Source organism: Providencia sp. PROV205, assembly GCF_028479505.1.
In the GTDB taxonomy this organism is placed as follows: Bacteria; Pseudomonadota; Gammaproteobacteria; order Enterobacterales; family Enterobacteriaceae; genus Providencia; species Providencia huaxiensis.
The window spans coordinates 30,815-49,790 of the sequence record NZ_JAMPNU010000032.1 but is presented as its reverse complement, the minus strand read 5'-3'; the positions used below and the strand labels follow the sequence as shown (position 1 = coordinate 49,790).

Below are 18,976 nucleotides of genomic sequence, written 5' to 3'. Positions count from 1 at the left end.
AAAAGAAGTAATAATAAATTGCTTGATTAAAAAGAAATGGTAATAAAAACAATAATAAAAAATTATTTTAAAAATATTTAATAGAAATAAATAAAAGGAATATGCGATGGATAAAGAAAAGACAAATGAACAGACCGATGCAAATCAAACCAACCTTTCGGATTATTATGGATTACTATCAAATTCATTAGGAGTAATGAATACATCTCAGATCGTGACGGGAAACGGGCAAATTGCATTAGACTTAGTTGTTGTTATTGATACGAGTGGTTCAATGTCTGATGAAGCTGGGGATTTAAGCAAACAGATTGATGCGACGATTGAGGCTGCATCAGCAAAGTGTCCATCCCACCTTCGGGCGACATTTTTAGGTATCGAAGGGACTTGGGCAAATACAAAGTTCGACCAATCTGCCAGTGAATATTTAATCAAAACAGGCGCGAACGAAAGGGACCTACAGGCTAGATTGCCGTTTAAAGAATCCGATGGGCGAGATCATGCTGGAAATAAAGAGGATTTATGTCGGGCGGTTATTGATATAAGTAAACATTTTGACTGGCGAGATGATGCGCGTAGAGCTATTTTTGTGTTGGGTGATGAAGGAATGGAGGGGGGCGGTGGAATTCTCACGCGTGCTGCTATCGCAAAAAATAACGAAGCCATATCCGTCGCTCAAGAAAGAGGAATTAAGGTGTATACCTACCAAGGCACACCGGATGATAACCCAACCAATTTAGATCGCTTTCCGACCTTGGTGGATAGAGATAACGTGACGCGAGAGTATGAACGACTAGCCAAAGAAACCGACGGACGCTCATACATTTATACCACTGGGATCGCAAATTTCTCGTTGGTTTTACAGGAAATATTGTGTGATAGCTTAACGCCACCAGTAAAACCGGATAGAAGGCTTTCAGAATGCGACTCTGTTTGTGAAAACTTGCCACTCATTATAAATACCGTGAATACATTGTCTGATATTATAAAAAAGACAATAGATTCTTGCTGCCCTGATCCCAAACATGATGACCCCTCAGACTGCCAGTGTAAACATTAGGATTGGTTAGCTAGAAAAAGTAAAAAGCGGGAATATTTCCCGCTTTAATTATTGAATGGTAAATATAGTAATTAGTAAAAAATACCAATAATTGCACAGTGAGCTACAAAACCAACCATGAGTGGTACCGCGGTTCGTTTCACGACATCAAACGGCTGTAATTTTGCTCCACTCGATACCGCAATAATAACCCCCGCAACAGGCGACATACCTCGACCCATGTGTGAGGCTTGTTGCATAGGTAAAATCATCGCAATCGGGTTAACGCCCATACTGTGAGCAATTTGTGGAATGAGTTCAACGAATGCTAAGAATGGCGCATTACCAGAGCCCATAATAATTGCGGCTGCTAAGGTTACTAAAGCGAATACAATCGCCATGGCAAACGGTGGTAAACCAACAGATTCAGCACCTAATATCAGTTGGTCAATAGCACCACTGACTTTGATACCATGAGCAAATACCCCAGCTGCAACCAGTAAGCCCACCACATTACTAAATGCGTGTCCCATTCCGTTTAAGAAGGTTTGGAACCCATTACAAACCAGTTTGAAGTTACGTACACGAAGAGTTTCAATCACCATACAGATTGCCATTGCAATCAGTACGATAGTCACGACATCTAAGTGAATACCGGAAAAGAACAAATTGGATGTTCCTACCGCCATAATAATGGGTAACATAGGGAGAAGTGCATAATACCCAGGAACTGACTTGGTCACTTTCTCTTTTTCATGAGACTGAATGGCTTTACCGATCTCGGGAACAAAGCCTTGCTTACGGTCACAGTGACGTTGCCAGAAAATATGGGTAATACCGACTACTAATACCGTAGCTAACGCTGCAGGGCCCTGATAGTAAAGCACATACTCAACGACAGACATGTCGACCGCTTTCGCACCACGAATAGCATCAATTGCGGTTGGTGTGTAGGCTACCCCAAGAGACGTTGCGATGACCCCAGCTGCAGAAGCAGGTGATAGACCTAAACCTATCATAATTGGGAACATGGTACCCATTAACAGTACGGCTAAGCCTGTCGCTGATGGAATAGCTAATTGCAAGATACTCGCCAGCAAGAAAGAGAAAAATAGCAATACGTAAGGTGAACGCATATTTTTCAGTGGCTTAGTTGCAACACGAACTACCGCTTCATTGGCACCGATATGGTCCATATAGTGCGCAAAGCCCATCAATGCCATGATCATTAAACCGAGATCCGCTGCACGGCTGCTGAATAAATCTCGCATGACTTCAAATGGGTCGAGCCAAGTGATACCGGTGGTGGCGACATTTTTAGGGAGGATAGGCCCCCAGCCAAGGGCTAGGGTGAATATCATCAATACTAAGCCAGCGATTAACAGTACTGGCTCAGCTTTGTATCCCTTCAAAATAAACCGCGCAACCAAAACAACGATAATCAGAACCGTTAGAATTGGGATCATGCTTTAGCTCCTGGTTTGAAGCGTTCTGCGGTGATTTGTACCACTTGTTTTAGTACATCGCTGGCGGCGTAAAGGGATTTCACTGGCAGGTATTCATAGATTGAATGGAAGTTATGTGCGCCTGTGAAGATATTAGGGCAAGGCAATCCATTTTGCGATAAAGCGGCTCCGTCATAGCCACCACGCATTGGGATCACTTTTGGCGTAATGCCACAAGCTTGATAGGCATCAACAGCGATATCGATTGGATAACGGTTGTCACCTTGTAGGCTATTGTAAACGTTAGAGTAGCGGTCTGATAGCTTACAAACAACACTTTCGTTGCCCCAAAGGCTTTCGCAGCTCTCTGCTAATTGTTTTAAGAAAGCCATACGTTTGCGATAGCCGTCTTCGGTAAAATCACGCACATCCATTTTTAAAACAGTGCGAGCGCTGTTACCTGACATTTGTTTTACCCAGTAATAGCCTTCGCGCCCATCTGTATACTCAGGGGCTTCACCACCTGGTAACATGGCAATAAATTTTTGCGCCATTAATAATGAGTTAACCAGTTTGCCTTTTGCGGACATTGGGTGTGCTGATTTACCTGTAAAGATGATTTCGGCATCACCTGCATTCCAGTTTTCATAAACTAATTCACCAATACCACAGCAGTCGAGGGTATAGGCAAAATCAGCACCGAATTCTTTAACATCGAAAACTTTAGCGCCACGTAGCCCTTGCTCTTCATCCGGCACAAAACCAATTTTAATTGTGCCGTGTTTAATCTCTGGATTCTGCTTAAAGTATTGCAGCATATCCATGATAGAGGCAATGGCGGCTTTATCGTCAGCGCCTAATAAGCTAGTTCCATCAGTGACAATGATGTCATCACCGATATAATTCACCAGTTCAGGGAACTCACTCTTACGTAGATAAATATTAAGCTCCTTATTCATACACAAATCTTCACCGGTGTATGGCAAGATTTGTGCTTTAGTGTCATTGGTTTGTTCTGCACTGGTGTCTAAGTGGCCAAAGAAAGCAACCGTCGGCACATCATAATCAAGGTTAGATGGCAACGTTGCGGTGACAATGGCTGTGTCACGCAGCTTAATATCTTCAACACCGAGAGCTTCTAGCTCTTGAACCAGCTGTTTTGCAAGGACGCGTTGTCCTTCTGAGGAAGGCATAATTCCTGCCGCGCCTTTTTCCCTATCAGTGGTGGTGTTAATTTTGGTGTAAGAAATAAACCGCTCAACAATATTCATTCTTTTATTCCCCAGCATCTTATAGAATGCGTTTTACATTAGTTATATCTGTGGCTGTAATTTCATTTCACAGTATTATTCTTTTATCACAACTAAAGATATTCTGAATATCAGACCTGTTGAATTTTTCTAAGAAATGCTAGTGAGAATATAAAATTGATAATTAATAGTGGCATTATTTGAATAATGAATTAGAATGGGCGACTTTACTCCTGCCTTATTCTTCTTATTAAATAACTTTGTTAAATTATTGATATTAAAGCGTGATAATCTTCTTTCACGATGTATATTTTATTTAACACTTAGTTTTAAAATTGACCTATCTTAAATTTAATTAATATATATCTTTGTTAGATAATTAAAATATAATTCACTCTAAAAATAAAAAATATTTTTATTGAAAAAATAATAGAAAACTAGATGGAATGAATGATTAAAGTCATATTTTGGCATTTTATTTTTTTCTTAATTTTAGATAATTGAATAATTTTTATAATTATCCTTATATTGATTAATTTTTACAGAATATAGGGTAGTGATAAAAATTTATCTTTTTGTATTGTTTCGGATTACCTGTTTTTTGCATTATTGAAAGTAAATGAAAATTCGATGAATGAGGTGAAAGCATCATTTTCATACAATTTACAAACATAATTTAGCTTTTGTGCTCATTATCTCTGAATTATTTATTTCTTTTATAAATCAATTTATTGTGTTTATTTTTAATAAGTTGGCACCATCTTTTTATTGTGCGTTAGTTGGCTTTTTCTTGGTATATTGCTCATTTTTTGTGATCTCTACTTGAATTTTGATATTTTCGATCACTTACTTTTTGATCTTATGTAAAAGTATAAATAATATGTATTAACCAAAAACGAAAGAAAACGTAAACGAAAAGAGGATGAAGCAATGACTGTTTCGCGCAGAACCTTTATAAAAGGATTAGCAGCCAGCGGTGCAGCAATGTCGGTTTCTAGTCCCATTTTAGCCAGTGATGGAAAACCTTCAAATATTAAGCCTTATCGGCCCGATGACGCCCCTAACTTATTGATAGTATTCCCCGATGAGATGCGTGCCCATGCCTTACAATTTATGGGAGAAGACCCGTCAATTACGCCCAATTTAAATAAGTTTGCGAAACAAGCGAAAGTGATGACGCAAATGGCATCTAATTACCCATTATGTTCTCCATTCCGAGGCATGTTTATGACAGGGCAATATCCTGTTCGTAATGGTATCACAGGCAACGCTCATGATTATGGCGGTAAGGTAGGGATTGATTTATCACCTTATGCCAATTGTTGGTCTGATGTTTTAAAATCATTGGATTACAGTACGGGGTATATTGGTAAATGGCATTTAGATGCACCATATGCCCCTTTCATTGAAAGCTATAACAACCCGATGGAAGGGCGTTATTGGAATGAATGGGCTGCTCCAAACCGCCGCCATGGCTTTGATTTTTGGTACTCCTATGGCACATATGACCTGCATATGAAACCAATGTATTGGGCCAATGATACGCCTCGTGAAAAACCTATTTATGTAGACCAATGGGGACCAGAGCACGAAGCGGATATGGCCATAAAATTCTTACAGAATAAAAATGGGCAGTATCGTGATAATACCAAGCCATTTGCGCTGGTTGTTTCAATGAACCCTCCGCATTCACCGTATGACCAAGTTCCACAAAAGTATCTCGATGCCTATAAAGGAAAAACCTCGCAAGAGTTAAATACTCGACCAAATGTTAAATGGGATGTGGAATACCAAGAAGGTTATGGTCCTCAATACTTTAAAGAATATCTGGCGATGGTAAACGGTGTTGATGAACAATTTGGTCGTATTGTTGATGAGCTTGAAAAACAAGGGCTGGCGGATAATACATTGGTTGTTTTCTTCTCTGATCATGGCAGTTGTCTTGGTGCAAATGGCCAGCCGACAAAGAATAACCCATATGATGAATCGATGCGTGTTCCGATGATGTTTCGGTTACCGGGTAAAATTAAACCGGGGCAAGATGATGCATTAATGTCAGCACCTGATATCTACCCAACGATCTTAGGTTTATTAGGGTTAGAGCAATGGATCCCTGGCTCAGTTGAAGGAAGTAACTTAGCTGAGCGCGTAGTCACTGGTGAGGGGGATGTCGCCAATTCTCAACTTTATTTATTTATACCGTATGGTGAACCTTCGTTTGGTAAACGTGGCGTGAGAACGAAAACGCATACATTGGTTATTGACCGCCAAGATGGACAACCGCTGAAATATACTCTTTATGATAATGTGAATGACCCTTATCAAATGAAAAATGTCGCAGACGAAAATGCGCCAATTATTGATAAATTAATTAAAGATGAGCTCATACCGTGGTTAGAGAAAACCGGTGATTCTTGGAGACCAACAGAATTTATTACAGCTACAACAAATAAATTAAATAAAAAAGCTTCAGCTTGTGAAGTTAAATAAATTATTTCTTAATTGCCGCCTAATAAATTAGGTGGCATTAACTAAAAATAATGAAAATATTATTCTCTAATAAAACAGGGAATCACTATCCTCGTGCTTAAATAGTACACAGCTTTGGAATAAAGATAATGAAAAAATTAATTATTGCTAGTGCAGTGTTATTTTCAATTTCATCACAATATGCTCTCGCAAATAACTATAAAACAACAATTGAATATCGTCATCAATATTTAGATGCATCAGGAAAAAGTGGGGACAGAATTAAAGCTTTCTTGGATACAGGAAAGAATATTGGATTTGAACTTGATGCGCGTTATGGAAATAAAGATGGTGCCTATGACGCAATGAAAATTGATGGTTCTGAATTTTCAGCTTTTTATTATACGAAATTAAACCCAAATTTAGTGGGGCTTGTTGGTGCTTCTCTTGATTTTGATAAATTAGGTTTGGTTTATGTTCCTTATGTCCGTTTAAACTATACATTTGATAACGGTATTCGTTTACAAGGCCGTTATAAATGGAAAGTATGGGATTATGGTCAAGCAGGGGAAAATGGCAGTAATTACCACTCTAAAATCCAAGAGTTTGATAGCTGGATAGGTTATAAATGGGGTAACTTAGACTTACAGTATCAGTTAGATTTAATGTGGGAAATGGCCGACAACGCTCAACCTCTTTATAATGATAAGAAATTCGATTATCAACACAACGTTCGCCTTCGTTATGATATTAAAGCAGATGATGGTGCTTTATGGCGCCCATTTGTTGAAGTGGGTAATGTGAAAGAAAATAGATTTTCAAGTGACCGCCAAACACGCTTCCGTGTGGGTATTCAATATACTTGGTAATATCACTTTTTATTAAATATACATTTGCCCACGAGTGATCGTGGGTTTTTTATTGCCGGCTTGTAAAGAAGAGAGAAAAATAGAAGCAAGAAAAATGGCCAATAAATTGGCCAAAAAGAAAGTAATGAAATGACAACTTGAGCAATGGTAAATCGGGTCGTAATGGATTAAATCTTGAGTTGGATAACTTCACTTGCGGCTAATAAATAGGCTCCTGCCCCATAATCCATATTATGGTCATACTGGACATCTCGTGGGTTGAACGCTGGAAGCTGTACCCAACCTAGCATTCCATTGGGGTGAATACAGCTTTGTAGTGCACACCATGATTTTTCGAGTAAAGGCAGATAACGTGTCTCTTCCAGTAAACCTTGATTTAAGCCCCATGCTAAGCCATAGCTAAATAATGCAGTCGCACTACTTTCAGGGGCTGGGAAGCTTTGTGGGTCAAGTAAACTGGTACGCCAGAAACCATCATCTTGTTGGTATTGAATGACAGCTTCCATTAGTTCAACAAATAAATTCACATACTGCTGGCGGGCAGGGAAACCATCAGGTAAAGATTGTAAGATACGTGGGATAGATGCAATAACCCAACCAATACCTCGACTCCAAAATACTTTCTCACCATTTTTTTCACGCAATTCACCGCCTTTGCCATCTGGAATATAGCGATAATCACGATAAATTAAGCCAGTTTCAGGATCACGCAAATGGTCTACTGCATCCCAATAAGCGGTATGCATGTAGTCTAAGTAGCGACTGTCATTTGTTTGAGCTGATAAGGCAGCAAAAGCTGGGGGAGCCATGAAAAGTGCATCACACCACCACCAGTCTTCTCGACCTGGTTTTGGCTCAGCTAACATAAGGTTGAATGCGTTAATAGTGGGTTCAAGGACTTCTGGATGATCAAATTGTGAACTTACAGCTAAATAAGCTTGAGTACAGACATGGTCATCGGCAAAACGCGGGTTAGGTCCTGTACGAAATCCAGTATGTAATGTGTAATCCAATACACCAGTCAGATATTCGTTATCCTGTGTTGCTTGCCAAGCAGCGGCAACACAAGACCACAGAACACCACGTTCCCAATCCGTATCTTTAATAAAACGGGTTTTACCACTACGACGAAGTACACTGCGTACTTGGTTTTTTGATTGAAAACGGTAAACCCGTTTCATGTCGTCTAAAACCGTATCGCGCTGTAATGGTTTTGGTAATGATGATTGTTCCATTATTTTCTCCAGATAGGTTAGCGAGCTAACCAGCCACCATCAACCGCAATGGTATAACCATTAATATAGTCGCTTGCTTTGGAGGCTAAAAAGACAGCTGGGCCTGCCAAATCCTCTGGTGTTCCCCAACGGCCTGCTGGAATACGCTCTAAGATAGCCGCATTGCGGTCTGCATCAGCGCGTAGTGCTGCTGTGTTGTCTGTTGCCATGTAACCTGGGGCGATTGCATTCACATTAATGTTGTATTGGGAAAGCTCAGTAGCGAGAGCACGAGTGAGCCCCATGACAGCGGACTTACTTGCCGTGTAAGATGGAACTCGAATACCACCTTGGAACGAGAGCATTGAAGCAATATTAATAATTTTACCGCCATTTCCTTGCTTCACGAATTGTCGTGCAACACGTTGAGATAAAAAGAATAGGGTTTTTTGATTAATATTAATCACATCGTCCCAATCTTTTTCACTAAATTCGAGTAAGTCTTCGCGACGAATGATACCCGCATTATTAATAAGGATATCGACATGGCCCATGGCAGATACGGCATCATCAACTAAAGTTTGCAGCCCATCTTGTTCCATTAAATTCATAATAATATAGTGAAACTTGCGGCCTAAAGCTTCGACCTGAGCACGTGTTTCAGGGGCATCTTGGACTCCAACTCCGACAATATCTGCGCCTGCTTGTGCCAAACCAATTGCCATTCCTTGACCTAAACCAGTATTACATCCAGTGACAATCGCGACTTTTCCAGTTAAATCAAATAAATTCATATGTGCCTCACTTACGATGTGACGGTACAGCCACATCGTTTTTTTATTTTGTTCAAAAAGATAAAGGGATTATTTCAGATCTTTCATGGCAACATGGTCCATGTCGTGGAATACCTGATTCTCTCCAACCATTCCCCATATAAATGTATAAGCAGCGGTTCCTACGCCTGAGTGAATCGACCAGCTCGGGCTAATAACGGCTTGTTCATTACGAACAACAATATGGCGGGTCTCCGAAGGCTCACCCATATAATGGAAAACAACGTTGTCTTCTTTCATATTGAAATATAAATAGACTTCCATACGGCGCTCATGGGTATGGCATGGCATGGTATTCCATAAGCTGCCAGGCTCGAGTACTGTCATACCCATTGATAATTGGCAGGTTGGTAAAATCGATGGGTGTAAGAACTTATAGATGGTACGAACGTTACAGTTCTCAACATTACCTAATTTTTCTGGCGAAGCTTGTTCGATAGTAATTTTGCGTGTTGGGTAAGTATGGTGTGCAGGTGCGCAGTTCATGTAGAAGCGTGCAGGAGTATTGGCATCGGCACTAATAAATTCGACAGATTTAGCGCCCATACCGATATAAATAGCTTCTTTTGGTGCGATGTCATAGGCTTCGCCATCAACGATAACTTGGCCCGCGCCCCCAATATTAATTGCACCCAGCTCACGACGCTCAAGAAAAAAATCAACGCCTAATGCTTTTCCTGCCATTAGCGCGAGTGGTTTTTGTGTTGGAACAATACCACCCACAATAATGCGGTCGATATGGCTATAAGTGAGATTCATTTCCCCTTCACGGAACAAATTCTCGATCAGGAACTGTTTGCGTAAGCCTTCAGTATCAAGTGTTTTTGCATGCTCACTGTGAATTGGTTGACGAATTTCCATTATAAATACCTCATAATTTACTGATAGGTAACCGGCCTTAATGGTCGGTATTCCCGAATACAGAGTGAACGTGTTCACCTCTGATGAATGTGTCTGTTAGATAAAAATTGTTATCAACAACAGCGAAATTAGCGTGTGCTCCAACTCGGATGTAGCCAAATTGGTCATCGATCCCAAGGTATTGGGCGGGAACCGAAGTGGCCATTTGTACTGCTTCCCACTCAGGAACATGCGCGAGTTGCACCATGTTGCGCAATGCGCTATCAAGGCTACATGTACTACCTGCAAGAGAGCCATCAGCCGTGCGGGCTTGTCCTTGAGTGACTTTTACTGTTTGTGCACCAAGGAGATAATCGCCATCCGGTAACCCTCCAGCTCGCATACAATCTGTAATTAAAGCGAGCTGCTGATAACCTTTCATTCGATAAGCTAGCTGCATCATGACGGGGTGAACATGAACGCCATCGGCAATCAGTTCCGCAAGGACATCGTGGTACAACACTGCGCCACAGCAACCGGGCTCTCTATGATGTAAACCCGTCATGCCGTTATAAAGATGTACGCCACAATCTGCACCATGTGAAAATGCGAGACTGGTTTGTATGAAATCAGCGGCAGTATGTGCAACACTGGTCTTAATACCGCGTTGTACTAACCAATCAATAGCCTCAATGGCACCTTCTGCTTCGGGGGCCACTGCAACCCGTAAAAGTGTGTGATTAGCACATTGCACAAGGTCTTCCAGCTCATGAATGGTCGGTGCTTTTAAGTACTTAACAGGATGTGAACCTCGATGACGTTCAGTGAAGTAAGGGCCTTCTAAAAAACTGCCGACTAACTGGGCTCCTGATGTTTGCGATTTGGCGATAAACTCACAGACTTGGGTGAGTGCACGTTTGATATCATCCATTGGTGCGGTGACGGTGGTTCCCACCCAAGCAACAACACCGGTTTTGGCTAATGCATCGGCTATGGTTTGCAACCCTTGTTGGCTTGCATCCATGACGTCTGCGCCAGCACGCCCATGAATATGGATATCAACAAACCCCGGTAGTAAGGAGCGGCCTTCCAGGCGGATGACAGGGCAATGTTCGGGAGCGGTATCCGTAATTTCTTGTATAACACCGTTGCACACACGAACATACTGCTGATAACGAATTCCCTCAGGAGTAAAAGTACGATCCGCTAAAAGGGCATATTGTTGTTTCATAGGCCATCTTCTTCAAATTCAGTTTCTGACGTCATAGCCAGTTGCTGACGTAGGTCTTGAATACTGCGAGTCCCTATATCGTGTAAGATAGAAAGGAGTTCTTTTGCATCAACCCCTTCACGCTCGAATGACGCATTAACGATCATCGGCAGGCTAACGCCAGCTACAACTTCAACGAATTGATTTTCCATCATAATTGCCATGGCGCGGTTACAAGGGGTTCCACCAGGAAGGTCGGTGAGAAAGAGCACTTGTTCACAATTCATAGCGTCCATTGCGGCTCGCATTTGTTGTTCTAATTCATCGGGAGAAAGGGTTTCAACAAAATCAATAAACACCATATTTTCCTGTTCACCTGCGATAGCCTTGACCGCAGAGGCCATGCCGCTCGCAAAATTAATGTGCCCAGAAACAATCAAACCAATCATTGATAACTCCTTGCTGGTGGGTAACTTAGCTACCCACCTAAAAACAATTTAATACGATCCTGTTACATCACACCGAGTACGTGGCCAATAACGCCGAAGGCTAAGACAGAGAAGATAAGAACGGGCGGTTTGGCCCAGAAACCAGTCCCTTTCACCATTTTGAACATCAAAAAGACGAGGCAAAGCGGGAGTAAGTTAGGCATGATTTTGTCGAACAAGGCGGTTTGTAGTTCAACCACCTTGCCGCCTACCTCAACAGCAGCGGTGGTTTGTACTTTTATGAAGGTGGCGGAAAGTGCCCCAATCACAAAAATCCCCATGATGTTGGCGGCTTTAGCGAGCTTTTCTGTTGCATCGCTCATATTAACCATTGCTGCGGTACCCGCGCGATACCCCATGAACATCAAGCCGAAATAGACAAAAAAGTGAACAATTTGGTACAAAAAGAAGAAAACAAATGGGCCGGCAATTGAGCCTTCCATTGCGATAGATGCACCTAATGCTAAAGTCAGCGGCATCAATGTCATATGGTCGATAGCATCGCCGATGCCACCTGTTGGCCCCATACCTGCCACTTTCATAACGTTGACAGTTGACGGCTTCTCTTTGTTTTCTTCCATGGCCACAGCTGTACCAAGTAAGAAAGTAAATAATTTTGGACTCGCATTGAAAAACTGTAAGTGATTTTTCAGTGCAGTTGCATAATCGCGTTTGTTATTACCATGAATTTTGCGTAGGGCTGGGATGATGGAGAATGCAAAGCCTCCCCCCTGCATGCGTTCAAAGTTAAAGTTACCTTCCATAAATAGTCCACGAAAAGCACAACGCCATAGATCGCCTTTCGTGATGACTTTACGGACAGTGGTATCTTGGTACTCATCAATGCCATCAACGTAGGATCCCACTGGTAAGTTTTTGGTTTCTACTGCTGTTTTGTTATCAGATACCATCTTCAAAATCCTCATTTTGTTGTGAGTTATTTTTATTGTTGTTACCGCTGAAGAAGTAATACAGTGCTGCCGCTGATGCGCCGAGTATTGCCACTGCCATAATTGGCAGCTTGAGATAAGTAGTCATGACGAAACCAACAAAGAACACACCAGCCACTTCTTTTGACCACATGATTTTTAACAGCATCGCGAAGCCAATTGCTGGAACCATTTTCGCGCCAATACCTAAGCCTTCGAGGAGTACTTTTGGCGTGTTTTCATCAATCCATTGTGCAGCGTGTTCACCGAAGTAAACGGTTACAAAAGCGACGATAGCGTAGAGCAAAGAACGAACGGTAATGGTGGCGATTAATAACCGGGAGATCCCCGCCGCATCTGCTTTTTCAGCGTAGCGGTCAGCTTTCCCCATGGTGAATGCGGTAATAGCAAAAAAGCCGATAATGATCATTTGCATGAGAACGGCAATTGGCATGCCGATTCCCATCGCTACTGCTGGTGATTGGTTGGTCATAATGGCGAATGCAACAGCGGCGATAGTACCTAAGGTAACATCAGGTGGCTGAGCCCCTGCATTTGGAACAAGCCCAAGCCAAGCTAATTCTAATGTTGCACCCGCAATTAAACCGACTTGCATATCACCCATAATCAGGCCGACAACAGGCCCTGTGATCAGTGGGCGGTGGATATTGAGTGCAACGTCATACTTATCTATACCGCAAAAGAAGGCCCATAAAGCCACGAGAGAAGCTTCATAAATCATAATAGTTTTCCTTAAACGCCTTAATGTTAAGTTGTTATCTCAATCTGCTTATGCTGTTGCGAGAGTAAGAACATTAACGGGGGTTTGGTCTGGAGTATTTTGAATTGTGCAAGCTACCCCTTTGTCGACAAGCCGACGGAATGCTTCTAAGTCGCGTTCATCCACAGACACTGTTTTGGCAATTTGGCGTTTTCCTTCATGGAAGTGCATATTACCGACGTTGCAGTGAGTGATAGGAACGCCGCCTTCGACAAGACGAGCAACATCTGTTGGGTTATTGCAAAGAATAAAGATTTTTTGACGAGGAGATGCCTTGTGAATGACATCGATAGTTTTTTCGATAGAGAAAAATCGGACGGCATATTCTCCACCGGCAGAAGCTTTCATTCCTGCTTGCATAAAAGCGGAGTTAGGGCCGTCCGCAGCATCATCATTAGCGACAAGAATTAAATTTGCTTCAGTGTGTTTACCCCAAGTGATTCGAATTTGCCCATGTAATAAACGCTCATCGATTCGGGTCCAGACAATATTTGGTGCGTGCATATAATTGCTCTCTTATTATTAGCTATATTTATCATTAAGAAGGCATGGTGCCATCTTCTTGATATGAGAACGGGTAAATAGTGACACCTTGAACAACTCGATTAATTTCTCCGGTTGGAGACGGGTTATCCGGTGTATTCCCCAGTGCAATGGAACTATGGAATGCAAAGGCTTGCGCTAACATTAAATAAGGGAAAAATAGTGCTGAGTCTGAGCATTTCTCCATTTTTTTAATATAAACAAAACTTTCTTCTATTTGTGTGTCATCAGAAGAGGAGGTGATCGCGATCACTTTCGCTGAAGCATTATCGTGAATTACCTCTCTTAATAAGTCAGTCTCATACTGTCTGGTGTACTTATCGTTTGATAGAAACAGCACAACTAACGTTTCTTTATTGACGATAGATTTCGGTCCATGGCGAAACCCTAAAGGCGTGTCAAAGTTAGCAACGACCTTACCAGCGGTTAATTCCAGCATTTTTAGGGCGGCTTCTTGTGCAAGGCCTTGTAGGCCCCCACTACCTAGATAAATGACTCGTTTAAACTTACCTGCATGATCTTCTCGGATACGGAGGTTAAATTGGGTATAACTGTCGTGATAATCTTGGAAATAAGGTTGAATTTCGTTCAAATAGAACGATTCTTTTAAGAAAATACACAGTGCAGCCATCATCATAGATGAAAAGCTTGATGTCATTGCTAATGAACGGTCATTTGACTCTTCTGGCATTAAAATAGCTAATGCATTGGTATTATTTTGGCAATAACGATATAGCTGTCCTTGCTCGTTACAGGTTAAAACTAAGTGGTAACATTGTGTTAGGCACTTTTCTGCTACATCCAGGGCGGCAACACTTTCAGGACTATTACCAGAGCGAGCAAAAGAAATTAGTAGCGTTGGTACGTCTTCTGCTAAATATTCTTTTGGGTCGGCCACTAAATCCGTGGTGGCGATAGCATCAACTCGGCGTTTTAAATGACCAGTCAGAACGGGGGCAAGGGCGCGGCCTGCAAAAGCTGATGTTCCTGCTCCCGTCATGATAATACGTGCGTCCGATGCCTGAAGTACTTTAGCTAAAAATGTATCAATTTCAGCACGTTGTTCTTGTATTAGCTGGTTTGTTTTTTCCCAGCATTCAGGCTGTTGCTCAATCTCTTTTGCTGTCCAAAATGCGTTTAGCTTTTCGAGTTCAGGTGTTTGATAGCTTAAATATTCCATGTCAAACCTCAGTGACTAAATTTACATGCATCGGCATATACCGAAAGTACGTCGCGAATTTTTGCAAAAATAAAGGATTTCGCTGAGCCGTCGATCATGCCTTCTCTCAATTGTTGAAATTGATGTGGCATGTATTGGCTTAGAAGTGGTAACGGAATCGATTTTGAAGATAAGTTCGCCATCAGGGTGTCTATGGCTTGGTTAATCTCTTTATCAGGCCAGTAATAACGAATACGGTCACTAAAGCTATAAACGCGAGCAAAAGCTTGCTGCTGAGCATCACCATGGTAGTATTTTTGCCAAAATTCAGGCTCACGGCACATCAACTGTTCCATTTTCTCTTTTAAGTGAGAACACTGTTCTGTTGGGAACATTTCATTCTCAATTTCACACAGAGAATAGAGGGCTTCCCGCATAGCAAATGTTAAAGCAGGGCCAACTTTTAAAATGGCAAAATGGTCTTGCACTAGTTGCTTGTAAGCATCCGGTGTTTGGTAATCGGTTGAATGTGCTTCGAAAACGAGATGAGGGTAGTCATCAACCACTTGACTTAATGCTTGTGCTTTTTCAGGTTGATAGTCAATAACACCGGTATGGTCGAATTCCACACCAGGTTGAACGACGAGGCCAATAACACGTGCCCAGCAGTCACCGATGCCTGCTTTTTCGAATGCTTTCGCATGACAGTCTAAGGTTTTTCTTGCAGCTTGTGGGTCTGTGACCTCAACACCTTCAAGGGCTTCTGTTGCTCCACCAGGCACAGGAACTTCAGTACCAATAACATAGACGATATCGCTATAACCGAATTTTTCTTTGGCAGTTTTTTCTGCAATAACAGCAAGTCGGGCGGCCCGCTGTGCAACAATTTCATCAGTGAGTGGAACTGGGTCATCTGCACAGGACATACTGCAATCAAGGTGTATTTTTTTAAACCCTGCAGCAACATAGTGCTCAATCAGGACATCTGCATTATCCATGGCATCAGCGGCATTAAGCCCCTGCCAGCGATTTGGGCCTAAATGGTCTCCACCAAGAATTAATTTATTTAGAGGGAAATTGATTTTTTCTGCTTTTTCAATAACGTAGTTGAAGAAGTCAGCCGGAGTCATACCCGTATAGCCACCAAATTGGTCAACTTGGTTAGATGTGGCTTCAATTAAAAGAAAGGAATCATTATCCAGCGCTTGGTGCAGTGAAGCTTCAATAACAAATGGGTGGGCTGAGCAAACAGAATAAATGCCATTCTGTTTACCAAGTTTATTTTGCTGAACAATCTTTTCTAAAGGATGCATTAATACTAACTCCACAATCAACACGGTTGTATTGTTAATGGAGTTAGCGAATTATTGCTCTTTATCGACGATGATTACTTCAATTTTATGGTTTTTTAACTCTTGGATATATTCATCAGGGATCCCAGAGTCTGTCACCAAAACATCAATACCAGCGAATTCACGGATCATATGACAACTGCGCTTACCGAATTTCGTAGAATCAGCAACCGCAATAACTGTTTCCGAGATTTCACACATTAACCGGTTAAGGCTAGCTTCCTGTTCATTGTGTGTCGTGATACCAACGCGTAAATCGAACCCATCAACCCCAAGAAAAACCTTGTCAAAACGATAATTTCTGAGGCTGTTTTCTGCTTGTGAGCCAGAAAACGATAAAGCATTCTTGCGCAATGCGCCGCCAGTCATTAGTACATCAATGCCTGCAGCTGTAGCTAACTCCATTGCGACATCTAAACCGTTAGTCATGACAACAACGCTATCTCGCGACTTTAAGTGGGTCGCAATTTCTCGTGTCGTTGTCCCCGAGTCTAAAATTATTGTGTCGCCATCATTAATGAGCGCGGCGGCCGCTTTTCCTATTAATGTTTTTGTGCCCGCATTCTGCCCACGTTTTTCGTGGATGCTAAGTTCAGCAATAAACCCAGTATTTGGGATTGCTGCCCCATGGGAGCGGACGACATAACCATTTTTTTCAAGAAAGCTTAAATCGCTACGGATGGTGACACTTGAAACTTTAAATATTTCGGCTAAATCTTCGACCCGTGCTTTACCTTGTTGGTTAATCATGTCGAGGATTTCCATGCGCCGTTCAACAGCCGCTTTCACTTTCATCTCCTTACGAAACCAAATGACTTTTCTTTCATTTGATTTCGAATTAAGTTTACTACGCTAAAAAATACCGACAACGAAAAAAAACAAAACTTTTGATCTCTTTCACAAAGTTTCGATTTGTGTGTTGCTTGCTTACGGATATTTTCAAATTTTAAATATCATATCTTCGAATAGGAAAGTATCCAATCAATAAAGTAGCAATAATTGTACTTTTACTAAGCAACCCCTGTGTTTTGCATGCATATTAGCAATATTTGCAAAAAAATCGCTAAATATAAGCTCAAGAATTGGCATAAAGTGCGATGGCGATATTAGAAATTCGAAAGAAATAAAAATTTCTTTAAATCAAAAACAAAAATTAGTGGCTTAATGCGTGCTATTTGTGCTCTCTTCAATGCTTCTAACTCAAATTACAACCTTTCAAACTCTTTCATTTTTTAATTTTGTGATTTCAATCTCTTTTGATTTTTCGTGTTTTGCGTAATGCTATAAAAATAACCTGACTGTTTCGGATGAATTTAAATGCCTGCAAACCAACCTACTTATTTTCATATGATGGCGAAACCCACCAGCTATCGCTGCAATATTAAATGCGAATACTGTTTTTATCTTGAAAAAGAAAATGTATTTCACGAACAATCAGTGGAAGACCAACATGACGTTATGCCTGATAACGTGCTGCGTCGTTATATCAAAGACTATATCCAGTCTCATGCAGGTGAACAGGTGGATTTCTCGTGGCAAGGTGGGGAGCCAACCCTCGCAGGGCTCGAATTTTTTGAGCGAGTTGTTAAGTACCAAAAGCAATATGCCCAAGGAAAAATCATCACGAATAGTGTGCAAACTAACGCTATTGCGATAAACCGTCAATGGGCACAGTTTTTTGCAGATCACGGTTTTTTAATCGGTGTATCTATTGATGGCTTAGAAGCTGTTCATGATAAATACCGGATTTCCGTTAATGGTAATCCAACTTTTGAACGTGTAAAGAAAGCGGTTCAGCTCCTGATTGAATATGGCGTTGAATTTAATACCTTAACCGTTGTTAATGACCAAAATTGGCGAAAAGGAAAAGAAACGTATCGAGCTTTGAAAGCATTGGGTTCCACTTTCTTTCAGTTTATCCCCATTGTTGAGGTAGATAGGCGCTTTCCTCATACCCAAGGTGGCCATTATGCCCCTGGGCCAAATGCAGTGATGGCTCCTTTTTCAGTACCCGCTGAGGGGTATGGGCAGTTTATGGCTGATGTTTTTGATGAATGGGTCCACCAAGGAGACATTGGCAAAATTTATATTCGTCTATTTGATAGCTTATTAGGCACTTGGATGGGCTATCCGGCATCAACCTGTGTGCAATCTAAAACGTGTGGACAAGCGCTGATTATTGAGTCGAATGGAGATGTCTATTCCTGTGACCACTATGTGTACCCAGCAAATCGGGTGGGTAACGTACAACAACACTCCCTTTCTCGTCTTGTTTCCTCTAAGCAGCAAATCCGTTTTGGGCAAAATAAATATGACAAGCTAACGAGTCTTTGCCAGCGCTGTGAGGTTCAAAGCCTTTGTTATGGCGGCTGTCCTAAGCACCGGATCACGGCGATAGAAGGTGAAAAATATCGCCATAACTATTTATGTCGTTCATATAAAAAGATTTTCCATCATACCGCTTTAGGCATGCAGTTAATGCGCCAAGCGATATCACGTGGCGCATTAGCCAGTGATGCACTTGGCGAAATACAGCACGCTTATAAGCAATAACAATA

Annotated in this window: 17 protein-coding genes; 4 read left to right on the top strand and 13 right to left on the bottom strand. The window is 41.6% G+C overall.

Translation table 11 applies throughout. The features are described from left to right. Positions 1-106: 106 nt before the first annotated feature. Positions 107-1,057, top strand: coding sequence for a hypothetical protein (locus PR800_RS17480; RefSeq protein WP_102140201.1), 951 nt, complete (start codon positions 107-109; stop codon positions 1,055-1,057). A 71-nt stretch (positions 1,058-1,128) separates the two neighbouring features. Here the strand turns inward: PR800_RS17480 and dcuC are convergent, their stop codons facing one another. Next, the gene (gene dcuC, locus PR800_RS17475) at positions 1,129-2,502 is read right to left on the bottom strand and encodes a C4-dicarboxylate transporter DcuC (RefSeq protein ID WP_102140200.1); all 1,374 of its coding nucleotides are present in this window, start codon (positions 2,500-2,502) and stop codon (positions 1,129-1,131) included. Continuing rightward, positions 2,499-3,752, bottom strand: a complete 1,254-nt coding sequence (pepT, locus tag PR800_RS17470; RefSeq protein ID WP_102140199.1) for a peptidase T — start codon at positions 3,750-3,752, stop codon at positions 2,499-2,501. Before pepT ends, dcuC begins: the two co-directional genes overlap by 4 nt. A gap of 909 nt (positions 3,753-4,661) precedes the next feature. On the opposite strand from pepT, the gene PR800_RS17465 reads away from it, so the two are divergent. Next, on the top strand, positions 4,662-6,221 hold the full coding sequence (locus PR800_RS17465; RefSeq protein WP_102140198.1) for a sulfatase-like hydrolase/transferase: 1,560 nt from the start codon (positions 4,662-4,664) through the stop codon (positions 6,219-6,221). A gap of 128 nt (positions 6,222-6,349) precedes the next feature. Further along, positions 6,350-7,069, top strand: a complete 720-nt coding sequence (locus tag PR800_RS17460; RefSeq protein WP_102140197.1) for an oligogalacturonate-specific porin KdgM family protein — start codon at positions 6,350-6,352, stop codon at positions 7,067-7,069. 167 nt (positions 7,070-7,236) lie between these two features. Here PR800_RS17460 and PR800_RS17455 read toward each other — a convergent pair whose 3' ends face one another. From PR800_RS17455 to agaR, 11 genes are all read right to left on the bottom strand, one after another. Beyond that, complete coding sequence (locus PR800_RS17455) at positions 7,237-8,304, bottom strand: glycoside hydrolase family 88/105 protein (RefSeq protein WP_166268069.1); 1,068 nt, start codon at positions 8,302-8,304, stop codon at positions 7,237-7,239. A gap of 17 nt (positions 8,305-8,321) precedes the next feature. Continuing rightward, positions 8,322-9,077 (bottom strand): 2-dehydro-3-deoxy-D-gluconate 5-dehydrogenase KduD, encoded by a 756-nt coding sequence (gene kduD / locus PR800_RS17450; protein ID WP_102140195.1) that lies wholly within the window; start codon positions 9,075-9,077, stop codon positions 8,322-8,324. Positions 9,078-9,146: 69 nt separating this feature from the next. Then, positions 9,147-9,977: a 5-dehydro-4-deoxy-D-glucuronate isomerase gene (kduI, locus tag PR800_RS17445; RefSeq protein ID WP_166268070.1), complete on the bottom strand. Its 831-nt coding sequence runs from the start codon at positions 9,975-9,977 to the stop codon at positions 9,147-9,149. Positions 9,978-10,014: 37 nt separating this feature from the next. Continuing rightward, entirely contained in the window at positions 10,015-11,187 is a 1,173-nt protein-coding gene (gene nagA / locus PR800_RS17440) for an N-acetylglucosamine-6-phosphate deacetylase (protein ID WP_272531198.1), read from the bottom strand. Beyond that, positions 11,184-11,615: a PTS galactosamine/N-acetylgalactosamine transporter subunit IIA gene (agaF, locus tag PR800_RS17435; RefSeq protein ID WP_272531197.1), complete on the bottom strand. Its 432-nt coding sequence runs from the start codon at positions 11,613-11,615 to the stop codon at positions 11,184-11,186. Before agaF ends, nagA begins: the two co-directional genes overlap by 4 nt. A 62-nt stretch (positions 11,616-11,677) precedes the next feature. Next, entirely contained in the window at positions 11,678-12,565 is an 888-nt protein-coding gene (locus tag PR800_RS17430; RefSeq protein WP_102140191.1) for a PTS system mannose/fructose/sorbose family transporter subunit IID, read from the bottom strand. After that, positions 12,555-13,325, bottom strand: coding sequence for a PTS N-acetylgalactosamine transporter subunit IIC (gene agaW, locus PR800_RS17425; RefSeq protein WP_094962833.1), 771 nt, complete (start codon positions 13,323-13,325; stop codon positions 12,555-12,557). Before agaW ends, PR800_RS17430 begins: the two co-directional genes overlap by 11 nt. Before the next feature lie 48 nt (positions 13,326-13,373). After that, positions 13,374-13,868, bottom strand: a complete 495-nt coding sequence (agaV, locus tag PR800_RS17420) for a PTS N-acetylgalactosamine transporter subunit IIB (RefSeq protein WP_094962832.1) — start codon at positions 13,866-13,868, stop codon at positions 13,374-13,376. 34 nt (positions 13,869-13,902) lie between these two features. Further along, complete coding sequence (locus PR800_RS17415; RefSeq protein WP_272531196.1) at positions 13,903-15,087, bottom strand: SIS domain-containing protein; 1,185 nt, start codon at positions 15,085-15,087, stop codon at positions 13,903-13,905. Between the two features lie 8 nt (positions 15,088-15,095). Next, positions 15,096-16,379, bottom strand: a complete 1,284-nt coding sequence (gene kbaZ / locus PR800_RS17410) for a tagatose-bisphosphate aldolase subunit KbaZ (RefSeq protein ID WP_102140189.1) — start codon at positions 16,377-16,379, stop codon at positions 15,096-15,098. A 51-nt stretch (positions 16,380-16,430) separates the two neighbouring features. Next, complete coding sequence (gene agaR, locus PR800_RS17405; protein ID WP_102140188.1) at positions 16,431-17,207, bottom strand: transcriptional repressor AgaR; 777 nt, start codon at positions 17,205-17,207, stop codon at positions 16,431-16,433. A gap of 528 nt (positions 17,208-17,735) precedes the next feature. Between agaR and PR800_RS17400 the strand changes: the two genes are divergently transcribed. Further along, the gene (locus tag PR800_RS17400) at positions 17,736-18,971 is read left to right on the top strand and encodes an anaerobic sulfatase maturase (RefSeq protein WP_210844648.1); all 1,236 of its coding nucleotides are present in this window, start codon (positions 17,736-17,738) and stop codon (positions 18,969-18,971) included. Positions 18,972-18,976: the final 5 nt, after the last annotated feature.

Coding starts and splice junctions, on each gene's coding strand:
- nagA (WP_272531198.1), bottom strand. CDS start 11,187: ATGAAACAACAATATGCCCTTTTAGCGGATCGTACTTTTACTCCTGAG.
- agaW (WP_094962833.1), bottom strand. CDS start 13,325: ATGATTTATGAAGCTTCTCTCGTGGCTTTATGGGCCTTCTTTTGCGGT.
- PR800_RS17430 (WP_102140191.1), bottom strand. CDS start 12,565: ATGGTATCTGATAACAAAACAGCAGTAGAAACCAAAAACTTACCAGTG.
- kbaZ (WP_102140189.1), bottom strand. CDS start 16,379: ATGCATCCTTTAGAAAAGATTGTTCAGCAAAATAAACTTGGTAAACAG.
- pepT (WP_102140199.1), bottom strand. CDS start 3,752: ATGAATATTGTTGAGCGGTTTATTTCTTACACCAAAATTAACACCACC.
- PR800_RS17460 (WP_102140197.1), top strand. CDS start 6,350: ATGAAAAAATTAATTATTGCTAGTGCAGTGTTATTTTCAATTTCATCA.
- kduI (WP_166268070.1), bottom strand. CDS start 9,977: ATGGAAATTCGTCAACCAATTCACAGTGAGCATGCAAAAACACTTGAT.
- dcuC (WP_102140200.1), bottom strand. CDS start 2,502: ATGATCCCAATTCTAACGGTTCTGATTATCGTTGTTTTGGTTGCGCGG.
- PR800_RS17455 (WP_166268069.1), bottom strand. CDS start 8,304: ATGGAACAATCATCATTACCAAAACCATTACAGCGCGATACGGTTTTA.
- agaF (WP_272531197.1), bottom strand. CDS start 11,615: ATGATTGGTTTGATTGTTTCTGGGCACATTAATTTTGCGAGCGGCATG.
- agaV (WP_094962832.1), bottom strand. CDS start 13,868: ATGCACGCACCAAATATTGTCTGGACCCGAATCGATGAGCGTTTATTA.
- kduD (WP_102140195.1), bottom strand. CDS start 9,077: ATGAATTTATTTGATTTAACTGGAAAAGTCGCGATTGTCACTGGATGT.
- PR800_RS17465 (WP_102140198.1), top strand. CDS start 4,662: ATGACTGTTTCGCGCAGAACCTTTATAAAAGGATTAGCAGCCAGCGGT.
- PR800_RS17480 (WP_102140201.1), top strand. CDS start 107: ATGGATAAAGAAAAGACAAATGAACAGACCGATGCAAATCAAACCAAC.
- PR800_RS17400 (WP_210844648.1), top strand. CDS start 17,736: ATGCCTGCAAACCAACCTACTTATTTTCATATGATGGCGAAACCCACC.
- PR800_RS17415 (WP_272531196.1), bottom strand. CDS start 15,087: ATGGAATATTTAAGCTATCAAACACCTGAACTCGAAAAGCTAAACGCA.